The organism is Streptomyces sp. NPDC049915 (assembly GCF_040656475.1).
Classification (GTDB): domain Bacteria; phylum Actinomycetota; class Actinomycetes; order Streptomycetales; family Streptomycetaceae; genus Streptomyces.
Map to the genome: position 1 here is coordinate 270,542 of NZ_JBFAMH010000004.1, position 17,748 is coordinate 288,289.

At 73.1% G+C, this 17,748-nt stretch carries 16 protein-coding genes; 5 read left to right on the forward strand and 11 right to left on the reverse strand.

Features of this window, described 5'->3' with window-relative positions; all coding sequences use genetic code 11:
* Window positions 1–27: 27 nt before the first annotated feature.
* Both AB0J12_RS08555 and AB0J12_RS08560 read right to left on the reverse strand, forming a co-directional pair.
* Window positions 28–2,394 carry a serine/threonine-protein kinase gene (locus AB0J12_RS08555; RefSeq protein WP_363263480.1) on the reverse strand — a complete coding sequence of 789 codons (2,367 nt, stop codon included), beginning with the start codon at window positions 2,392–2,394 and terminating at the stop codon, window positions 28–30.
* A 190-nt stretch (window positions 2,395–2,584) separates the two neighbouring features.
* Window positions 2,585–3,310 (reverse strand): VOC family protein, encoded by a 726-nt coding sequence (locus AB0J12_RS08560; RefSeq protein ID WP_363263481.1) that lies wholly within the window; start codon window positions 3,308–3,310, stop codon window positions 2,585–2,587.
* Window positions 3,311–3,444: 134 nt separating this feature from the next.
* Here AB0J12_RS08560 and AB0J12_RS08565 point away from each other — a divergent pair, with 134 nt between their 5' ends.
* Complete coding sequence (locus tag AB0J12_RS08565; protein WP_363263720.1) at window positions 3,445–4,080, forward strand: TetR family transcriptional regulator; 636 nt, start codon at window positions 3,445–3,447, stop codon at window positions 4,078–4,080.
* A gap of 168 nt (window positions 4,081–4,248) precedes the next feature.
* Here AB0J12_RS08565 and AB0J12_RS08570 read toward each other — a convergent pair whose 3' ends face one another.
* A complete protein-coding gene (locus AB0J12_RS08570; RefSeq protein ID WP_363263482.1) occupies window positions 4,249–4,701 on the reverse strand; it encodes an Lrp/AsnC family transcriptional regulator in 453 nt (150 codons plus the stop codon).
* A gap of 82 nt (window positions 4,702–4,783) precedes the next feature.
* Between AB0J12_RS08570 and AB0J12_RS08575 the strand changes: the two genes are divergently transcribed.
* Complete coding sequence (locus AB0J12_RS08575) at window positions 4,784–5,407, forward strand: LysE family translocator (protein WP_363263484.1); 624 nt, start codon at window positions 4,784–4,786, stop codon at window positions 5,405–5,407.
* Between the two features lie 17 nt (window positions 5,408–5,424).
* Here AB0J12_RS08575 and AB0J12_RS08580 read toward each other — a convergent pair whose 3' ends face one another.
* On the reverse strand, window positions 5,425–6,993 hold the full coding sequence (locus AB0J12_RS08580) for a hypothetical protein (protein ID WP_363263485.1): 1,569 nt from the start codon (window positions 6,991–6,993) through the stop codon (window positions 5,425–5,427).
* A 52-nt stretch (window positions 6,994–7,045) separates the two neighbouring features.
* On the opposite strand from AB0J12_RS08580, the gene AB0J12_RS08585 reads away from it, so the two are divergent.
* The gene (locus tag AB0J12_RS08585) at window positions 7,046–7,714 is read left to right on the forward strand and encodes a pyridoxal 5'-phosphate synthase (RefSeq protein WP_363263486.1); all 669 of its coding nucleotides are present in this window, start codon (window positions 7,046–7,048) and stop codon (window positions 7,712–7,714) included.
* Here the strand turns inward: AB0J12_RS08585 and AB0J12_RS08590 are convergent.
* Both AB0J12_RS08590 and AB0J12_RS08595 read right to left on the reverse strand, forming a co-directional pair.
* Window positions 7,692–8,588, reverse strand: a complete 897-nt coding sequence (locus tag AB0J12_RS08590; RefSeq protein ID WP_363263487.1) for a GNAT family N-acetyltransferase — start codon at window positions 8,586–8,588, stop codon at window positions 7,692–7,694. The genes AB0J12_RS08585 and AB0J12_RS08590 overlap by 23 nt on opposite strands.
* Window positions 8,585–9,196: a GNAT family N-acetyltransferase gene (locus tag AB0J12_RS08595; protein WP_363263488.1), complete on the reverse strand. Its 612-nt coding sequence runs from the start codon at window positions 9,194–9,196 to the stop codon at window positions 8,585–8,587. The genes AB0J12_RS08590 and AB0J12_RS08595 overlap by 4 nt, the downstream gene beginning before the upstream one ends.
* 681 nt (window positions 9,197–9,877) lie before the next feature.
* On the opposite strand from AB0J12_RS08595, the gene AB0J12_RS08600 reads away from it, so the two are divergent.
* On the forward strand, window positions 9,878–11,074 hold the full coding sequence (locus AB0J12_RS08600; protein ID WP_363263489.1) for an NAD(P)/FAD-dependent oxidoreductase: 1,197 nt from the start codon (window positions 9,878–9,880) through the stop codon (window positions 11,072–11,074).
* Between the two features lie 272 nt (window positions 11,075–11,346).
* On the opposite strand, the gene AB0J12_RS08605 is transcribed toward AB0J12_RS08600, so the two are convergent.
* Window positions 11,347–12,654, reverse strand: a complete 1,308-nt coding sequence (locus tag AB0J12_RS08605; protein ID WP_363263490.1) for an MFS transporter — start codon at window positions 12,652–12,654, stop codon at window positions 11,347–11,349.
* A gap of 71 nt (window positions 12,655–12,725) precedes the next feature.
* On the opposite strand from AB0J12_RS08605, the gene AB0J12_RS08610 reads away from it, so the two are divergent.
* Window positions 12,726–13,769: a helix-turn-helix domain-containing protein gene (locus AB0J12_RS08610; RefSeq protein WP_363263491.1), complete on the forward strand. Its 1,044-nt coding sequence runs from the start codon at window positions 12,726–12,728 to the stop codon at window positions 13,767–13,769.
* Here the strand turns inward: AB0J12_RS08610 and AB0J12_RS08615 are convergent.
* The 4 genes from AB0J12_RS08615 to AB0J12_RS08630 form a co-directional block, all read right to left on the reverse strand.
* Window positions 13,671–14,933, reverse strand: a complete 1,263-nt coding sequence (locus tag AB0J12_RS08615; RefSeq protein ID WP_363263492.1) for an MFS transporter — start codon at window positions 14,931–14,933, stop codon at window positions 13,671–13,673. The two genes, AB0J12_RS08610 and AB0J12_RS08615, sit on opposite strands and share 99 nt — an antisense overlap.
* Window positions 14,934–15,554: 621 nt before the next feature.
* Window positions 15,555–16,016, reverse strand: a complete 462-nt coding sequence (locus AB0J12_RS08620) for an ATP-binding protein (protein WP_363263721.1) — start codon at window positions 16,014–16,016, stop codon at window positions 15,555–15,557.
* A gap of 475 nt (window positions 16,017–16,491) precedes the next feature.
* Complete coding sequence (locus AB0J12_RS08625) at window positions 16,492–17,004, reverse strand: EF-hand domain-containing protein (RefSeq protein ID WP_363263493.1); 513 nt, start codon at window positions 17,002–17,004, stop codon at window positions 16,492–16,494.
* A gap of 156 nt (window positions 17,005–17,160) precedes the next feature.
* Complete coding sequence (locus AB0J12_RS08630; protein WP_363263495.1) at window positions 17,161–17,535, reverse strand: STAS domain-containing protein; 375 nt, start codon at window positions 17,533–17,535, stop codon at window positions 17,161–17,163.
* Between the last annotated feature and the right edge of the window lie 213 nt (window positions 17,536–17,748).

Sequence of the window (17,748 nt, forward strand, 5' to 3'; positions counted from 1 at the left end):
CCGCACATCCGCGTCCGGGGGCCGCCGTCACGCCGTCCGCGCCGTCCCCGTCCCCTTCTCCGCGTCCAGCGCGTACACGCAGCGGTCCTTGCTGCACGCGTACACGACCCCGTCGCGCACCAGGGGCGAGCCGGTGATCTCACCGCCCGTGGCGAGCTTCCAGCGCAGCCGGCCGTCGTCGGCCTTGAGCGTGTAGAGGAGGTGGTCGGTGGAGCCGAAGTGGATGCGGCCCTCGGCCACCGCGGGCGCGCCCACGATGTCGCCGCCCGCCTGGAAGCGCCACTTGGGCGTGCCGGTCACCGCGTCCAGGGTGTACAGGCCCTTGCCGCTGCCGACGTGGACGTGACCGGCGACGACCAGGACCGGTTCGACGGAGGCGCGGGACTCGGTGGCGATGCGCCAGCGGTCGCGGCCGTCGGTGGCGTCGAGGGCGTAGACCGTGCCGAGGTAGTCCGCCAGGTACACCCCGCCGCCGGTCACCGCCGGGCCCGGCACGAAGGCCGGCGGGCAGAGGAACACCGCGGGCGCCTCGAAGTGCCAGCGCACCATGCCGCTCGCCACGTCGAGGGCGAGCACGCGGGTGCCGGCGCTGACGTAGACGTAGCCGTCGGGGGCCTGGGTCAGGCGCAGCGGGACGCCGCCGCAGGAGGCCGCGTCACCGATGGGGTACGACCAGCGCTCGTCGCCGGTGCGGGCGTCGAGGGCGCGCAGCCGGGCCTCCTGCCAGACGTAGACGGTGCCCTCGTGCAGGGCGGGCCCGGCCTCGGGGGACTCGAAGTCGGTCTGGACGCCGGTGATCTCCCACAGCTTCTGCCCGTTCGACGCCTCCCATGCCTGGACGCCGCCGCCTCGGGTGCCGGTGACGACCGTGCCGCGCTCGGCCTTGAGGGAGTACACCCACGCGTCGGTCTGCAGCCGCCACAGGTCGCTGCCCGTGCGGGCGTCGAGGGCGAAGAGGGTGGGGCCGTCGGAGGCGTGGACCCGGCCGTCGGTGACCGCCATCGACCAGGCCACGTCCCGGGTCTTGAAGCGGCGCCGGCCGGTGGCCACGTCGAGCGCGTGCACCTCGAAGGAGGTGACGTAGACCAGGTCGCCGCCGACGGCCGGGGTGCCCCAGACGTCGTTCGACATGCGGAAACGCCACGGCCGCCAGCCGCTCTGCTGCTGCTCGGGCGGCGCCGGCGGCGGATGGGGTACGGCCGGGTCGGCGCCGCCCACGCCGGGGCGCGGCTTGGACCAGGAGGCGGCGAGTGCGGCCTCGGGCGCCGGTGCCTTGACGGCGGCGGCGCGGAGGTCGGCGACACGGGGGCCGGGGCCGATCGGCACGGCGGCGCCGGCCAGGTGGACCGGGCCCGTGCCGGGTGCTCCCGCGGAGACCGGCGCAGCGGGGACGGCGGGGGCGTGCGGGGGCGGCGGCGGGATGGCGGGTCCGGCTCCGCCGCCGGATCCGCCGCGGCCGCCGCTGCGCGGGCCCGCCGGGGCCGACTTGGCGGCGGGGCGGCCGCCGCGGCGGGTCTCGATCATGGCGACGGCCTTCTCCGGCAGCCATGCCGAGGCCGTACCGCTGTCGTCGGAGCCGGAGCCGAACAGGTGCGGGGCGAGCTGGGCCTGGAGGTCGGCCGGGCTGGGGCGGGCGGCGGCCTCCATCTGCATGCAGGACTCGATCAGCGGGCGCAGCTCGTCGGGCAGGCCCTCCAGGTCGGGGCCCTCGCGCAGCAGCATGAACACGGTCTCGACCGGGTTGGCGCCGTGGAAGGGCGGGTGGCCGGTGGCCGCGAAGACCAGGGTGGAGCCGAGGGAGAACACATCGCTGGCGCCGGTGACGCTGCGGGAGTCCTTGGCCTGCTCGGGGGACATGTAGGCGGGGGTGCCGACGGCGACGTTCGTCATCGTCAAACGGGTGTTCGATACGCCGGAGGCGATACCGAAGTCGATCACCCGGGGGCCGTCCTCGACGACGAGGACGTTGGAGGGCTTCAGGTCGCGGTGGACGAGCCCGGCGCCGTGGATGGACTGCAGCGCCTCGGCGACGCCGGCCGCCAGCCAGCGCACCGCCTGGGCCGGCAGCGGCCCGCACTCGTTCACTATCTCCTCGAGGGAGGGCGCGGGCACGTACGCGGTGGCCAGCCACGGGACGGCGGCGCGCGGGTCGGCGTCGACGACGGCCGCCGTGTAGAAGCCGGAGACCGCGCGGGCCGCCTCCACCTCGCGGGTGAAACGGACCCGGAACAGCTGGTCCTCGGCCAGCTCGGTACGCACCGTCTTGATCGCCACGCGCCGGCCGGACGCCGAGCGTGCCAGATAGACCAGCCCCATGCCGCCGGCCCCCAGCCGCCCCAGCACCTCGAACGGCCCGATCCGCCGCGGATCGTGCTGCGTCAGCTGATCCACCACTTGCCTGCCACCTCCCCGTACGAGCCGCGTATCACCTGCTTGTGGACACGGCCGAAGTGCAGCGTCTCACCACCGCACCGCCGTGGCGGCACGCACCCTGATTCTTCCTGTCCCGGGCAGCGGTTGCGAACCCGGTGACGAGAGGGGTGTCTCGCACTATTTCAGGATGAAAGTGACAGTTCAGACGCGGTTACGGCCGCTCCAGCACCGCGAACGACGCCCCCTGGTCGTCCGTGACCACCGCCACCGTGCCGTAGGACGTCGTGAACGGGTCCGCCTGCACCCGCCCGCCGAGCCGCTGCACCCGGCCGAGGGCCTCCGCGCAGTCCCCCACCCGGAAGTGGACCAGGAAGTGCGGTGGCATCTCGGCGGGGAAGACATCGATGACCGGGGCGCGGCCGAAGCGGGGCTCGGCGCCGGACCCGAACAGCGCGTCGTGGAAGAGATCGCCGTAGAAGGTGTTGGCGGCGGCGGTGTCGCGTGCGTACAGCTCCACCCAGGCGAAAGTGCCCTCGTCCCGGCTGCGGCCGAAGCCGGGGTGGCTGCCCGGCTGCCACAGGCCGAAGACGGCACCCTCGGGGTCGGTGGCCAGGGCGGCGACGCCCAGCTCGCCGATCTGCAGCGGGGCGGTGACCACCTGTCCGCCTGCCGCCCGGATACGGCGGGAGAGCGCCTCGGCGTCGGGGGTGGCGAAATGGACGGTCCAGACGGTGGGCAGCCGCCCGTCGGTCTTGCGGGCGAGCGCGGCGACCGGTTCCCCGTCCAGGCGGGCCCACACGGAGTCGCCGTGGGCGGCCTCGAAGGTCCACCCGAAAAGCTCACCGTAGAACCGCTTGCCCGCCTCCACGTCCGGCAGCTGGGCGTCCACCCAGCAGGGGGCGCCCTCGGGGTACGTGGATGAGCTGTTTTCGGCCATGCCGCCAAAGTAACGGGACCGCGCGCACCGCGCAGACCAGGCACACCAGCCTCCGCACCCCCGTGCACCCCATTTGCAGTCGGCCAAATCGCGCTCCGACACCCCCTCGGTAAGCTGACGGCATGACAGGACAAGTGCGTACCGTCGACGGCCGCGTGGCCGGCCGGCGAGGGCAGGCGACCCGCCAGAAGCTGCTCGACTGCCTCAGCGAGATGCTCAGCTCCTCTCCGTACCGGGATGTCAAGGTCATCGACGTGGCCCGGAAGGCGGGCACTTCGCCCGCGACCTTCTACCAGTACTTCCCGGACGTCGAAGGCGCCGTCCTGGAGATCGCCGACCAAATGACCGCCGAGGGCGCCGTCTTGGCCGAGCTGGTGAAGGGCCGGTCGTGGGCCGGCAAGGCCGGCTGGCAGAGCGCGCAGGAACTCGTCGACGGCTTCCTCGAGTTCTGGCGCCAGAACGACGCGATCCTGCGCGTGATCGATCTCGGCGCCGCAGAGGGCGACAAGCGGTTCAACAAGATCCGCATGAAGATCCTCAACGCGGTGAACGGCTCCCTCGCGGAGTCGATCTCCGAGCTGCAGGCCAAGGGCAGGATCGACAAGGACGTGAACCCCGCGGCGATCGCCGGTGCGCTCGTCGCGATGCTCGCGGCGGTCGCCTCCCACCAGAAGGGTTTCACGGCGTGGGGTGTGAAGCAGGCCGAACTGAAGCCGAACCTCGCGCTGTTGGTGCATCTGGGCGTCACCGGCAAGAAGCCGACGCGGTAGGCGCCGGCACTCCGCCCGGCCTGTTGCACCGAGCCCCAAGTCCTGTCTGGCAGGCGGTGGTCCACCCAGGTGGACCACCGCCTGCTGCGTATCCGGCTCCGCCGTGTTACGGAGTACGGCCCCGCAGTTTCCGCCCCGGAGGCCCATCCCGGTACGGACAGCGGAGCGTCACGCCGGCAGCGGGCGGTCCTTGACCACGTGCTTCATCACCAGCGTGGACGTCAGGCGCTGGACGCCCGGCAGGGTGGCCAGGCGGTCGTCGTAGAGGCGCTGGTAGGCGGCGAGGTCCGCGGCGACCACGCGGAGCAGGTAGTCCGGTTCGCCGAACAGCCGCTGCGCCTCCACCACCTCCGGCACCTCCCCGAGGGCCCGCTCGAAGCCGGCGACCGTCTCCCGGTCCTCCTGCCGCATCGAGACGAAGACCAGCGCCTCGAAGGTCAGCCCCACCGCCGCCGGGTCCACCATCGCCCGGTATCCGCTGATCGCGCCCGACCGCTCCAGCTCACGCAGCCTGCGATGGCACGGCGAGACACTCAGGCGCACCCGCGCGGCCAGCTCCGTCACGGTCAGCCGCCCGTCCTGCTGAAGCTCGGCAAGGATTTTCCGGTCCACGTCGTCCATGGGGCAAATCTTCCCCCGACGTGCGAGAGCGAGGGCAAATTTCGGGAACACTTTCGGGCGGATCGCGCCTAATGTCCCCGGTATGGACTCCGCGACCCTCCTCTCCTTCCTCGCCCTGGACTTTCTGCTGGTCTGCGTGCCGGGCGCCGACTGGGCGTACGCGATCGCCGCGGGCCTCGGCGGCCGCAGGGTGACCCTGGCCGTCGCCGGTCTGGTCGCCGGGTACGCGGTGCACACGGCGCTGGCGGCGGCGGGGCTCGCGGTGCTCGTCGCGGGCTCTGCGGCGCTGCTGACCGCGCTGACCGTGGTGGGCGCCGGGTACCTGGTGTGGCTGGGCTGGAACGTGCTGCGTCGGCCCGTGACGCCGGACGCCGGGGAGTCGATGGACGCGCGGGGCGGCCTGCGGGTCTTCGGGCGCGGGGCCGCGATCAGCGGTCTGAACCCCAAGGGGCTGCTGCTCTACCTCTCCGTCCTGCCCCAGTTCCTCACCGTGCGCGGCGACCGTCTGCCGGTGCCGGCGCAGACCGCCGTACTGGGCGTGCTGCACATGGCGTGCTGCGCCGCCGTCTACCTGGCGGTCGGCCTGCTGGCCCGCGCGGTGCTGGGCGCCCGGCCCGCCGCCGCCCGCGCGGTCACCCGGACGTCGGGTGCGGCCATGCTCGGCATCGGCGCGTTCTTGCTGGCGGAGCGCCTGGCCACGCTGTGAGGACGGCCGTGCCGGGGTCAGGGCCGTCCTGGCACCGTCAGCAGCCGCCCCTCCACCGTGCCGATCACCACCCGGCCGTCCTCGGCGGCGGTCAGGCAGGTCGGGGTGTAGGTGTGCCCGCCGAGGGTGAGGGGCGTACGGCGTACGACCGTGCCGTCCGTGGCGTGCAGGGTGAGCAGCTCGCGCCCGCCCGTCACCGCGTGGAGGTGGCCGTCGTGGACGTCGACGTCGGTCACCCGGGAGTCGAAGCGGTGCGCCCAGAGCGGATCGCCGCCCGGGAAGGCGCGGCGCACCAGGTGGTCGTTCCGGCGGACCGTGCAGGCGTGCACGAGTCCCGGGCCGGCCGCGTCGTCGACGTACACGGCGGGCCCCGCGTGCGGGGACGCGCCGGGCGTGCCGTCCCAGGACAGCGGGAAGAGCCGCTCGACACCGGCCGGGGAGAGCCGGACGACCCACTTGTCCAGGTGTTCCGTGCGGGTGCCCTCCTCGCCGTAGCCGCGCAGAACCAGCAGATGCGGCGAGCGGCGCACCCGCAGCCCGAACGAACGGTCGCTCTCCCCCAGCGGCACTTGAGCCAGGCGCCGCCCGCTCGGGGTGTACACGACGCTGTCGTACGGGGGCCGGCACGGGCCGGGGAAGATGTCGCGGGAGTCTCGGGCGACCCAGGCGCCGTCGGCGCGCCAGGCGAGGGCGACGGGGAAGTCGAGCTTGTGCTCGGCCAGTTGGCTGCCGTCGGCGAGCGAGAGGCGGCGCAGGAAGGTCGTCGGGTTGCCGCTGTCGCCGTAGCGGACGGTCACCCAGGCGCTCTCCTCGTCCGGTGAGACGTACAGATGACCGCCGTTGCGGTGGAAGGACTCCTCCGGCTCCGGCACCGACCACAGCAGGGTGCCCTCCGGCGACCAGCACTCCAGCAGGGTCCCGGTCTGCAGGGCGGCGAGCACCCGGCCGTCGCGCAGCGACTCCACGAGGGCCACCCCGGAGCGGCGGTTCCAGGCCCGGCCGTGGTCGGCGGCGAGAGCGGCGAGGTACTGCTGCGGATGCCTGATCTCCGGTCCCTCCGTCCGGCTCCAGTCGACCGCGATCTCCGCGCGCGGCCAGCCGAGCGGCGCCGCGAGGTCCTCGGCACGCACACCGGACCAGTCGTCGCGCACGACGGTGGCGCGGGTGTGGGTGTTGCGGCCCGGGTCCGCGAAGTCGACGACGGGTTCGGCGAAGAGCACCTCCAGCCGCCGGGCGTCCCGCCAGCGCAGATGGACGACCCCGGCACCGGCGACAGTCATGCCGGTCCGGCGGCGCGTCCCGGGCTCGTACAGGTACAGCCCGCCCCGGCGCTCGAACTCGTCCCCGGCCTCGGTGCCGACGGCGAGGACGGGCAGCCGCGGATGGAAGGCCAGCAGCTCGACGCCCTCCTGAAGCCGGAGCTGGTCCCACAGGGCCAGATCGGCCGTCCGGTACACGACGACACGGCCGTGATCGGCGCCGTCGGTCGCGTGGCAGCTGACGGCGAGCCAGCGGCCGTCGGCGCTGACGGCGGTGACGTACGGGTGACCGATCTCGGGGAACGGGTCGTCGGGTATCAGACGCATCCGGCCGAGGCTACCGCCCGGTGATCTTCGCGCCCCGGCCATACTTCCGCTCATGGCAACCCACCTGCACGAGCTGCTGAGGTCACTTCGGGTGTGGGACCCGGAGGTGACCCGGCTGCCGTCCCTCGACCCGGACGCCGCGCCCGCCGATCCGCTCGCCCTCTTCGAGGAGTGGTTCGCGGACGCGGTGGCGGCCGGGCAGCCGGAACCGCACACCATGTCGCTGGCCACCGCGGACGCGGAGGGCCGCCCGGACGTGCGGATCGTCATGCTGCACGGCGCCGACGCCGACGGCTGGGCCTTCGCCTCGCACGCCGTCAGCCACAAGGGCCGCCAGCTCGCCGCACGCCCGTATGCCGCCCTCTGCTTCTACTGGCCGGTGCTGGGACGGCAGGTGAGGGTGCGCGGGCCGGTCACCGTGGCACCGCCCGCCCAGGCCCAGGCGGACCTGCACGCCCGCTCCACGGGAGCGCTGGCGGCCGCGCTCACCGGGCGGCAGAGCGAGCCGCTGGAGTCCGTCGAGGAATTGCGGCGCGCCTCGCAGGCCGCGTGGGACCGGGCTCGGCGGGAGCCGGACGCCCAGGCACCGACATGGACGCTGTACCGGCTGCGGCCCGAGGAGGTGGAGTTCTTCCAGGGGGACGAGGCGCGGCGGCATGTGCGGGTGGTGTACCGGCGGCAGGACGGTGGTGAGTGGGTCAGGGGGTTGCTGTGGCCGTGACTTCGGCGGTCGAGGCGTCTGCGGGCGCGAACTCCCATACCGTGAAGTCGGCCACCGGACGGTAGCCGATCCGCTGGTACAGGGCGTTGCTGGTGGGGTTGGCCAGGTCGGTGAAGAGGAGGACCTCGTCGGCGCCGGTGGCGAGCGCGGCGCGGCTGACCTCGACGGTGGCGGCGCCCGCGTAGCCGCGGCCACGCAGGTCGGCCGGGGTGTAGACGGGGGCCACCCGGACCTGCCCGGCGACCAGACGGGTCACGCCGGCCATGGCGACCGGGATGCCGTCCGGCCTCTCCCAGAGGGTGACGCCGCCGTAGGCGATCCGCGCGTCGGCCCAGGCCCCGGCGTCGGTCGGCGCGGATTCGCCGACCGCCTCCGCGAACTCGGCGAACCAGCGGGCGAGCAGGGCGCGGTCACCGGCGGTGGCGACGCGGGGGCGTCCGGGCGGGGACGGCTGGGGTGCCGTCAATTCGCCGAGGTGGTACAGGCGTTGCCGCTTGTCGGCCTGGCCCGTGGCGCCGGTGCGGCGCTGCCAGGCAGCCGCGAAGGCCGCCGCCGTGTCCTGGTCGGCGGTGACGCCGGACGGGTCGTGGCCCTCGGCGGCCAGATGCGCGGCGAGTGCGTCGGCGTCGGACTGGGACAGGGCGGTGACGTTGAGGGGCCACGGGGGCGTGCGGACGAAGACGGCCTCGACGGTGCCGGCGCGTTCCAGGACGCCGAAGACGGGGTCGCCGTCGCCGAACGCGTGCAGGCCGCGGTGGCGCAGCGCGTCGGTCACGGAGAGGGGGAGGGTGTGGGCGGCCGGACGGGAGTGCAGGAAGGTGCCGGCGCGGGCGAGGAAGGCGTCGAGGTCCGGGGTGCTCCACCAGTCGCTCATGCGGGTGCCTCCTGGGAATCGGGGCCAGCCTTGGCGTTGTCGTGCGGCTCGGGGTCGGTCGCGAGGCGGGCGTGCAGGTGGCAGTCGCGGAAGGCGTCACGGCGGCCCGCCTCCCACATCGCACCGCGCAGGGTGCCCTCGTAACGGAAACCGCAGCGTTCGGCGACCTTGCAGGAGACGTCGTGGCCCACGGCGTGGTCGAGTTCGAGGCGGTGCAGGGCGAGGTCGGTGAACGCCCAGCGGGTGGCGACGGACAGGGCGCGGGTGGCGATGCCCTGGCCGCGGGCCTCGGGGAGGATCCAGTAGCCGACGGTGGCGGAGCGCATGGCGCGGTCGATCCGGCTGACCCCGATGTGGCCGAGCGGGGTGCCACTCTCCACGTCCTCCACGCAGAACGCCACGCCGGTGCCGGCGTCGGCCGCGTCGGCCTTGGCACGGAGGGTGGCGCGGGCGTCGGCGAGGGTGGCGATGGGGCGCAGCGGGGTGTTCCAGCGCTGGAACTCCGGGTCGGAGCAGCCACGGAGGAACGTCTCGGCGTCGGCGTCCGAAGCGGGGTCCCAGCGGCGGAGGCGGAGGTCGTGGGTGCGGAGGGCCGGGGCGGGGGTCATCCGGTCATTGAACATGAGGGGGTGAGGTGGGGGGCGGGGATTTTTCCCTGCGGGTGCCTGCCGGCGGCTTGGGTGGGGTGAGGTTGTCGTTCGAGTGCAGGGTTCATTGTGGCTGGTCGCCGTTGCCTGCGGCGGCCTGTGCGGGTTTCGTTGTGGCTGGTCGCCTTTGCCTGCGGCGGCCTGTGCGGGTTTCGTTGTGGCTGGTCGCCGTTGCCTGCGGCGGCCTGTGCGGGTTTCGTTGTGGCTGGTCGCCGTTGCCTGCGGCGGCCTGTGCGGGTTTCGTTGTGGCTGGTCGCGCAGTTCCCCGCGCCCCTTGTATGCCTGCGGCGGCCCGTTGCTGTCCGGTGGCCGGTTGCGGTAGCGCCTTGCGTTGTCTGTGAGTCGGGGCCGGGGTGGGGGGTGTCCGTCCTCGGTCCGGCCGCCCGCGTCTCAGAAGGGCACCGTTGCCCGGTGCCGGCCGCTGCGGGCGGACACCCCCCACCCCGTCCCCTTCCCGCCGTCGGCGGGTGCGGCCCGTCGTCGGTGCCTGCTCAGTTGGGGGCGGGCAGTCCACTGAGCCCGGCGACTTTCTCGCCCGGATCACCCGTACCACCGGCGGATCTTCACAGCCGTGATCAATCCGCAACCAATTCCCCTCTTGACCGAGACCCATCAAACGCGGGCGTGATTACGCTCGCGCTCATGGTCGACTCCCCCACGTCCCCACGCCCCGCGACCCCGGCGGACCGCCCCGTGTACGTCGTCGGCGGCGGTCCCGGTGGTCTGTCCGTGGCGTACGCGTTGCGGGCCCGGGGTGTGCGGGCCGTCGTACTGGAGAGGGCGGACCGGGTCGGCGCGTCCTGGCGCGGTCACTACGACCGGCTGCACCTGCACACCACCCGCCGTCTGTCCGGCCTGCCGGGGCTGCCGATGCCCCGCCGGTTCGGGCGCTGGGTGGCCCGGGACGACGTGGTGCGGTACCTGGAGAGGTACGCCGAGCACCACGAACTGGAGATCGTCACCGGCGTCGAGGTGACGCGCATCGACCGCACGCCCGACGGCTGGCTGCTGCACGCCACCGGCGGCCGGCAGCTGACCGGCGCCGCGGTGGTCGTCGCCACAGGCTTCAACCACACGCCGTACGTCCCCGACTGGCCCGGACGGGACACCTACACCGGCGAGTTCCTGCACGCCGGCCACTACCGCAACGCCGAACCGTACGCCGGCCGCGACGTCCTGGTCGTCGGCGTCGGCAACACCGGTGCGGAGATCGCCGTCGACCTGGTGGAGGGCGGCGCCGCACGGGTACGGCTCGCGGTGCGCACCGCCCCGCACATCGTGCGCCGCTCGACCGCGGGCTGGGCCGCCCAGTACACCGGTGTCCTGGTACGCCGCCTGCCGGTACCCCTGGTGGACGCGCTCGCCCGGCCCCTGGCCCGGATCAGCGTGCCCGACCTGTCCGCACACGGCCTGCCCCGCCCCGGCACCGGCCTGTACAGCAGGGTCACCGAGGGCGCCATCCCGGTACAGGACGTCGGCCTCATCGACGCCGTACGCACCGAGCGGGTGGAGATCGTCGCGGCCGTGGAGGGCTTCGAGAGCGGCAAGGTGCTGCTCGCCGACGGCACCCGGATCGAGCCGGACACGGTAATCGCCGCCACCGGCTACACCCGCGGACTGGAAAGCCTCGTCGGCCACTTGGCCGTACTGAACGAAGACGGCCGCCCCACAACCCACGGGGCCCGCACCCCCCACAACGCGCCGGGCCTGTACTTCACGGGCTACACCAATCCCATCAGCGGCATGCTCCGCGAACTGGCCCTGGACGCGGAGAAGATAGCCAAGGCTGTCATCCGAGCCCACGGCACCCATATCTCCCGACTGCCCGCCCACAGCTAGACAGGCACCGACGACGGGCCGCAGCCGCCGACGGCGGGAAGGGGACGGGGTGGGGGGTGTCCGCCCGCAGCGGCCGGCACCGGGCAAGGGCGCCGTCGTCGGAAACGGGCGGCCGGACCGAGGACGGACACCCCCCGCCCCGGCCCCGACTCACAACGAACCGAAGGCGCTACCGCAACCGGCCACCGGACAGCAACGGGCCGCCGCAGGCATATAAGGGGCGCGGGGAACTGCGCGACCAGCCCCCACCCAGCCGCAGACGAACGACAACCTCACCCGCCCAAGCTGCCGGCAGGCACCCGCCCTCCACCCCGAATGACCAACGCCATCAACGCGGCCACCGCACACAACGCCCCCGACGCGTACCACACCACGTCATAGCTCCCGAAGACATCCCGAGCCACTCCCCCCAGCCCGGCCACCACCGCCGCCCCCACCTGATGAGAGGCAAGCACCCACCCGAAGACGATCGCGCTGTCCTCCCCGTACCGCTCCCGGCACAGGGCCAGCGTCGGCGGAACGGTGGCCACCCAGTCCAGCCCGTAGAAGACGATGAAGAACAGCATCGGCGGATGCACACTCGGCGCCAGCAGCATCGGCAGAAACAGCAGCGACACCCCCCGCAGCGCGTAGTACACCGCCAGCAGCCGCCGCGGCGAGAACCGATCGGTGAACCAGCCGGAGGCAATCGTGCCGACGACGTCGAACACCCCGATCACCGCCAGCAGCGAAGCCGCAGCCGTCACCGGCATCCCGTGGTCATGCGCCGCAGGCACGAAGTGGGTCTGCACCAGCCCGTTCGTGGAGGCGCCGCAGATCGCGAACGTCCCGGCCAGCAGCCAGAATTGCCCCGTCCGCACCGCGGAGAACAGCACGGTCAGCGCACGCCGCGCCGCACCCGTCACGGGCGCGGGCTTCGGCACGAACGCGGACGCGCCGTACGGCTTGGCGCCCACGTCGGCCGGGTGGTCGCGCAGCAGCAGCCAGACGAACGGCACTACGGCGAGCGCGGCGAGGGAGACCGTGACGGCGGCCGGCCGCCAGTTGTGGTTGCGCTCCAGCATCCAGGACAGCAGCGGCAGGAAGATCAGCTGCCCGGACGCCGAGCCGGCTGTGAGGATGCCGCTGACCAGACCGCGCCGCTCGGTGAACCAGCGGTTGGTGACGGTCGCCGCGAACGCCAGCGCCATCGAGCCGGAGCCGAGCCCGACCAGCAGGCCCCAGCACAGCCACAGTTGCCAGGCCGCCGTCATCCACACGGTCAGGCCGGAGCCGATCGCGATCACAGTCAGCGCGGCGGCGACCACCCGGCGGATGCCGAAACGGTCCATCAGCGCGGCGGCGAAGGGCGCGGTGAGGCCGTACAGGGCGAGGTTGAGGGAGACGGCGGCGCCGATCGTGCCCCGCGACCAGCCGAACTCCGCGTGCAGGGGGTCGATCAGCAGTCCGGGCAGGGAGCGGAACGCGGCCGCTCCGACGATCGTCACGAAGGTGACCGCGGCGACGAACCACGCGCGGTGGATGCGTGGCCGCCGTACGGGCTCCTGCCGGGCGGTGAGTGCTTCGGTCGTCTGCGTCACGTCCTAGAGCTTCCTGGGTGGGCCACCCTCGAACGAGTGGCCCGAAGGACAGCGTTCGCTAGGATCGGGCCATGGATTCAGCCGACCCCGCCGACTCCGCGGACGGCTTCCGTCCGCACCGCATCGTCGTCCTCGCCCTCGATGGGCTGCTCCCCTTCGAACTCGGCATCCCGCACCGCATCTTCGGCCGCCCCAAGGACGCGCTGGGACGGCCCCTGTACGAGGTGGTGACGTGCTCGGTGCGCCCGCCGGGCCCGGTGCAGACGGACGCCGACTTCAGCGTGTACGTCCCCCACGGCCCCGAGGCGCTGGCCCAGGCCGACACGGTGATCGTCCCGGCGTCGTACGAACTGGGCCCGCTGTACGACGAGGGCGTGCTCACCGGCGAGCTGGCCGCCGCGCTCGCGCTGATCCGCCCCGGCACCCGGCTCGCCTCCATCTGCACCGGCGTGTACGTCCTGGCCGCCGCCGGCTATCTGGACGGCCGCCCGGCGACCACGCACTGGGCCGACGCCGAGCGCTTCCAGCGGCTGTTCCCGAAGATCGCGGTCGACGCGGACGTTTTGTTCATCGACGACGGTGACGTGCTCACCTCGGCCGGGGTGGCCGCCGGGATCGATCTGTGCCTGCACATGGTGCGCCGCGACCACGGCACGGCCGTCGCGAACGACGTGGCCCGCCGCACGGTCGTTCCGCCGCACCGCGACGGCGGGCAGGCGCAGTACATCGACCGGCCGGTGCCCGATCCGCAGCAGGCGACCACGACCGCGGCGCGGGCCTGGGCGCTGGGGCGGCTGCACGAGCCGATCCAGCTGCGGGACATGGCCGCGCAGGAGTCGATGTCGGTGCGCACCTTCACCCGCCGCTTCCGCGAGGAGACCGGCGTCAGCCCTGGCCAGTGGCTCACCCAGCAGCGCGTGGAGCGGGTCCGGCACCTGCTGGAGTCCACCGGTCTGTCCGTCGACCAGGTCGCCCGGGACGCCGGCTTCGGCACGGCCCAGTCGATGCGGCAGCACCTACAGGCGGCGCTCGGCGTCACCCCCACCGCTTATCGCCGCACTTTCCGCACCACGGCCGGCCGCGTCGACGGTGGCGAGGTCGGCGCCCTGGGCTGACCGCGCCGCGCAGCGCTCGCCCCACCAGCCGACGGCCGTCAGCAGCAGGGTCAGACCGACCCCGGCGAGGACGGCAGTGGACGGCGTCGTCACCTTCAGCAGGGCCCCGGCCAGGGAGCCGGTCGCCGCGTATCCGGCGCCGGCGGCCGCGTACATCACGGAGTAGCCGGCGGCCAGGGCGCTCGCGGGCAGCGCCTCGCGCAGGGCGAGGTTGCGGGTGAGCATGGCGCAGGACTGCAGCAGGCCGGCCGCGGTGAGCGTCACCGCGATCGCTGCGGTGTGCGGTATCAGCGCGGCCAGGGTCACGCACAGGGCCGTGCCGGTCATCAGCACCAGGCTGCGCGTGGGCAGCCGCCAGGGCCAGTTGCGCAGCCCGTACAGGAAGGCGCCGACTCCCGCGGCCACCGCCATCAAGGTGAGCAGCGGGCCGGACCAGCCGACGCCGACGCCGCGCTGCTCGAGCAGGGCGGGCAGCATGATCTCGGCGAGGCCGAGCGTGGTGAGGCTGGCCGCGCCGGTCACGTAGACGGGCCAGGCCCCGGCGAGGACCCGCGCCCCTGCTCTGCCGCCGCTTGTGCCGTCCCCCGCGCCCGTGGTCCAGCCGGCCGGCAGCAGCCACAGGCCCGCGACGGACGTCGCCATCAGCGCGGCCGCCAGCAGCAGCGGCACCCGTGGGGCGGCGCCGAGGGCGAGACCGGCGACGAGGGCCGGGGAGATCGCCCACACGCCCGACATCAGGATCGACTCGGTGGACATCGCCTGCGGCACGGCCCGTTCGGGAACGAGCGCGGTGAGCAGGCTGCGCAGGCCGCCGGCGGCCCCGGCGGGCGCCGCCCCGGCGAGGAGGGCGAAGGCGGCGAGGACCGTCGCGGGCGCACCCGGCCAGGCGCCGAGCCCGGCGAAACCGGCGGCTCCGGCCAGCAGTCCCGCCGCCAGGTGCGGGCGGGCCCGGTCGGGACGCAGCCGTGTGCCGAGCAGGGGGGCGCCGACGATCTCGCCGATGACGTAGGCCGTGGCGAGGGCCGCGCCCAGGGAGTAGCCGCCGGGCCGCTCGCGGACCAGGAACACCACGGCCAGCGGGGCCATGGCGACCGGCATCCGGGCACCGAGGGCCGTGGCGGCCCAGGCCAGCACCTGTTTCGAGGCAACGTCGCGGTAGGTCATGTCATGACGGTAAGGGGCGGCGCCGACAGCCCGCTCCGCCTGTGGAAAACCTGGTCCGGATCAGCCGCATACCCGTTCAGCCAACGGTGGTTGACGGTGCGTCATGCGCTGGGGAGTGCCACGCGGCCCGGCGCGATGACGGCACGCGTCGCCGCCGCGGGTCGGAGCAGGAAGGGGGGTCCGGGAAAAGGAACGGGAATCCGGAAAAGTTGTCCACAGCCTGTGGACAGAGATCGGCGCTTCCAACGGCCGACGGCGCGCGGCTGCCCGCCCCGAGCACGGCACCGCGCACCGTCGGCCGGCTCCGGCGCACCAGCCCCGGCCCCCTCACCCCTGAGCCCTCGGACAACCGCCGCCGAACCGGACGACCCGCACTCGCCGAGGACGCCCGTCACCGGCACCCTCGCCGTCCCCTCACGGCGGATCGCTGACCACAAGCGTGATCAAACGGACACTCGTCGTCAACACGGCGAAGGAGAAATGTTACTTACACCCCGTTTGTCACGGGCGCGCACGGAAGCACACCCCGGGCGCACGGCAACTCCCCGGGGATCGCACAGCAGGACAGGGCACAGCAGGGTCGCGTCGCGGCGCGCGGCTCACGACACCCGGGCCCGCCGGTCACACCGCCTCGAACGCCAGCCCCTCGTACGGCGCCACCAGGCCTCCGCAGACGCTCGCGGAGTCCCGCGCCGCGCTGCACCGGTCCAGTTCGCACCAGATGCGCTTGCCCGCGCCCTCGCGACTCCAGCCCCACCGGTCGGCGAGTCCGTCGACGAGGGCGAGGCCCCGGCCGCCGGTGGCGTCGCCGTCCACGCAGCGCGGCACGGGCGCGCACTCACTGGAGTCGGCCACCTCCAGCCGCACCGTCGCCGATTCGGCCGCGACGCCCGGCAGGGACAACCGCAGCACGGCCGGATGGCCGGTGTGCACCACGGCGTTGGTGACGAGCTCCGACACGAGCAGGATCAGCGTCTCGGCGAGGGGTTCGTCGGCCGCTATCCCCGAACCGGCGAGCCTCGAGCGGGCCCACCGCCTGGCCCGTCCGACCTCCGCGGGGTCGGGCCGGATCTCCAGCTGCACTTGAAGCACCTGCACCGCTCACACCATCCGAACCGGCGGACACATGGCCGCGCGCCACGCGAGCACCACGACGACGAGAGCCACGATCGTAGCCATTTTCTGCATGGCCAGGACAATGGCCGGAGCCTGGATCACGGAACGTGAAACCCTTGTACGCCAGCTTGGTTGACGTACCGTCACCCCAACAAGCGCTTCGGGCATATTCCAGCGCGAAGGAGTACCCGTGCGGCATACTGTGCGACGCTCGTCAGGGGGAGTCGAACAGCCACCACCGGCATGGCTCGTACCGGGAACCACTCGCATCTCACACAAGGTACCGGAGCCACCCCTCGACTCCGGGCCGTGACGACCCCCTCCGAGGACACAACCCGGTATCGACGCTCCGTGACACCGGATTGCCACGATCCGCGACATCTTTGGCCATGACTCAGCTCCCTCGCCGGTCGCACAACTCCCGCGCTCTGGACGGCCGGTGCTACTGCGGCACCGTGAACCAGCGGGCGAAGGCGGGCACGCTCTCCGCCTCGCCGACCTTGCCGTCGCCGTCCGCGTCCAGCGTGGCGGCCGCAACCTCGGCCCGCTCCCGCGCGACACCCAGGGCGCGCAGCACGCGCGCGGTGTCGGCGACGGTGGCGAAGCCGTCGCCGTCGGTGTCGGCCACCGCGAGGGCCGCGTGCAGGAAGGGGCGGGCGATCTCGGCGAACCGCTCCGGGTTGTCGCGCAGCCGCTTGACCGCGCAGGTGACGAACTCCTCGCGGGTGATGCGCTGATCGCCGTCCCGGTCGGCCATCCCGGCCATGCCCTGCCAGAACGCCTCGGCGCCGGCGTACAGCGTCTGCCCCTTGTCGGAGCGGGCCGCGACGCCGAACTCCGCGAGCAGCGCCTTCGCGGCGACACTGAAGTCCGCGCGGTCGATCCAGCCGTTGCCGTCCTGGTCGAAAGTGGCGAACCGGGCGGCGATCTCACGCTCGTATTCGCTGCTGACCATCTCTTCTTCGGCCGCCTTATGTCGGGGTGGGTGGTGCATCCGGCATGCGAGCGTACGACGCACGAACGGGCGCGGCGGGGAGGCGACGGCGGCTGTACCGAGACCGGCGGAAAACCGGGACAACACTGTGGCAATCGGTGTGAAACGACTCACACCTCAGGCCGACAGCGGCTCCTCACCGACGGCGCCCTCGAGGTCGGCGTGCACATCGAACAGACGGCGCACGCCGAGGGCTCCGAGGACCCGGTTGACGTGAGAACCGTCCACAGCCCCCTGCGCGGGCAGCACCAGGCGCAGCCGACCCCGGCACGAGCGCAGCAGGCGGCGGGCGGCGATGAGGACGCCGACCCCGCTGGAGTCGCAGAACTGCACCTGGGACAGGTCGAGGACGAGGCTGTGCCGGCCTTCGGCGATCACGTCGTGCACCCGTTGCCGCAGCACCGGCGACGTGACCAGGTCCAGCTCGCCCGACACCTGGAGCACGGCCCACGCCCCTTGCTCCGAGTCGGTCACTTTGAACGTCACCACCACGCCCCTTGCTCGCCAAACGGAAGGAATTCTTACGCTTCCTTGCAGCGCGGCTGCCCAGCGGCGTTTCCCTGAAACGCCCCGTCGAAAACGGGTCCCGATCAAAATCGGCTTGTTTCAGTCGGATTCAATCTCATTTCGATACTGTTCGATCGGACGCTGCGGTGTTCCGGGGGCGGCTCCTCCGGGTAAGCGCCCTAGCACGCACGGCCCCGA

What these genes read in the sequence shown, in the direction of transcription:
- AB0J12_RS08600 (WP_363263489.1), top strand. Translation starts at nt 9,878, where the DNA reads ATGGTCGACTCCCCCACGTCCCCACGCCCCGCGACCCCGGCGGACCGC.
- AB0J12_RS08610 (WP_363263491.1), top strand. Translation starts at nt 12,726, where the DNA reads ATGGATTCAGCCGACCCCGCCGACTCCGCGGACGGCTTCCGTCCGCAC.
- AB0J12_RS08580 (WP_363263485.1), bottom strand. Translation starts at nt 6,993, where the DNA reads ATGCGTCTGATACCCGACGACCCGTTCCCCGAGATCGGTCACCCGTAC.
- AB0J12_RS08625 (WP_363263493.1), bottom strand. Translation starts at nt 17,004, where the DNA reads ATGGTCAGCAGCGAATACGAGCGTGAGATCGCCGCCCGGTTCGCCACT.
- AB0J12_RS08560 (WP_363263481.1), bottom strand. Translation starts at nt 3,310, where the DNA reads ATGGCCGAAAACAGCTCATCCACGTACCCCGAGGGCGCCCCCTGCTGG.
- AB0J12_RS08615 (WP_363263492.1), bottom strand. Translation starts at nt 14,933, where the DNA reads ATGACCTACCGCGACGTTGCCTCGAAACAGGTGCTGGCCTGGGCCGCC.
- AB0J12_RS08585 (WP_363263486.1), top strand. Translation starts at nt 7,046, where the DNA reads ATGGCAACCCACCTGCACGAGCTGCTGAGGTCACTTCGGGTGTGGGAC.
- AB0J12_RS08575 (WP_363263484.1), top strand. Translation starts at nt 4,784, where the DNA reads ATGGACTCCGCGACCCTCCTCTCCTTCCTCGCCCTGGACTTTCTGCTG.
- AB0J12_RS08590 (WP_363263487.1), bottom strand. Translation starts at nt 8,588, where the DNA reads ATGAGCGACTGGTGGAGCACCCCGGACCTCGACGCCTTCCTCGCCCGC.
- AB0J12_RS08595 (WP_363263488.1), bottom strand. Translation starts at nt 9,196, where the DNA reads ATGACCCCCGCCCCGGCCCTCCGCACCCACGACCTCCGCCTCCGCCGC.
- AB0J12_RS08570 (WP_363263482.1), bottom strand. Translation starts at nt 4,701, where the DNA reads ATGGACGACGTGGACCGGAAAATCCTTGCCGAGCTTCAGCAGGACGGG.